2 protein-coding genes are annotated in these 1626 nt (G+C 44.9%); one reads left to right on the forward strand and one right to left on the reverse strand.

All coding sequences use genetic code 11. The features are described 5' to 3' along the window. Positions 1–669 precede the first annotated feature (669 nt). Positions 670–867, forward strand: a complete 198-nt coding sequence (locus F6K49_RS47095) for a hypothetical protein (protein WP_293024915.1) — start codon at positions 670–672, stop codon at positions 865–867. A gap of 370 nt (positions 868–1237) precedes the next feature. On the opposite strand, the gene folE is transcribed toward F6K49_RS47095, so the two are convergent. After that, a partial coding sequence (gene folE, locus F6K49_RS47100; RefSeq protein WP_293087145.1) for a GTP cyclohydrolase I FolE occupies positions 1238–1626 on the reverse strand: 389 nt, incomplete at its 5' end.

A 1626-nucleotide genomic window follows, 5' to 3' on the forward strand; every position in this document is an offset into this window, starting at 1 on the left:
ATGTTTGCACCAAACAGCTAATATTCCCGAAGCTATGCCAAGCTAGAGGCAAATCATCGCGCAATCGAAAGTAAGCCGCTTCAACACCAGCAGACTTACCTGATCAGGGGAATCTAACCCGCAACTAGTCACGGTGACATTTCCCAAACCTCTCTATCGATTAGGTGTAGGCTTTTCGCCAACCCCAGCCATCGCTATTTCCTTACGGAAACGCTTCTGCGTTCGGGTATAAGGCAAGCTTTACTTATGACGGGATGCCCCAGCCAAATTTCTGATTTTGATTGCTCTATCCACAGGAGGTTTGATGTCTACTGTCGTTAACCGGTGCATTTTCGCCTTTGGTCATCAACTTTAATAGACTTTAATTCACCATTACTTGCTCGTCTATTATAACTGATTAGACAAAAAGTGAGAAGAATTAGACAAAAAATAAGCAGAACTGTCACGCTGTGTTCAATTCCACGCACAACTTAGTACATATGTACTAATGCAGCCGGTCATTAATCCTGCCCGCTCATTATGAGGGGCTGTAAGCCCTACGTAAGCGTCCGCACATGGGTTACCCCATCTCACGAGCTTCCCAACGTGTAAAGATGGGTCGCTGATGAAAGTGGAAGCTAATTTGGCACCAAATTCAAGTGTCTCAAGGAAAAGCTATAAGGAAAACCTATGTTGAATTATACAGAAAAGCTAAATCCCTGGATCATTGTCCTTTTGCAACCCAAGCTCAGCAATATCACCGTTGGCCGATTTCGACGGCGCGGCAATGCTGAAGAACATCTACGGGTTTTAAAGCAGATGATGCCTGAGGCAAAATTTTCCATTATGTTTGATGTGGAGACTATTAGGGAGGATTGTGTTAACTAGTGGCTAAAGTGAGTCATTAGTCATTACTCATCTGTCGTAAGCATTCAGCCGTCAGCCTAATGCCGTCAGCTTATTTTATTCAAAAGCTGTTCGGTGTAGCCTGCCCTATGGGCATAAACTGTTCCGGTAGCGTGGCGACAGGCCTTTCGCTGATACGCGACACGCTGATAGCTGATAGCTTACCATCTGTCATCAGCAACTACCGTTACTAATGTGTGTGTGTTTTTCACTAAGGACTAATAGAACTCTGGTGAAAATCATGGCTCTACTCCTTGTCAGGTCTAAGCTAAACGTTAATTTTCCCAGAGATCTAATCACTAATGACTAATGACTTTTTTAGTAGGATTAGTTAACCGTTCAAGTCAAACCCCTAAAAGAAATTCGGTTGATGGCGAATTAGGTTGAGAAATTCCTCACGAGTTTTTTGATCCTCTTGAAAAATCCCGACCATCGCACTGGTGCCAGTCCAAGACCCTGGTTTTTGCACACCCCGCATCACCATGGACATATGGGTAGCTTCCATCACCACAGCCACACCCTTGGGATCTAGGACAGCTTGAATGGCTTCGGCAATCTGGCGAGTCAGCCGTTCCTGAACTTGCAGTCGCCGTGCATACATCTCGACCACACGAGCTATTTTACTGAGTCCTACCACTTTTTGGTTAGGGATATAGGCGACGTGAGCCTTACCCATAAATGGCAACATGTGGTGTTCACAGAGGCTAAAGAAATTGATATCCCGCACGAGTACCATTTCAT

This window comes from Moorena sp. SIO3I6, from assembly GCF_010672095.1.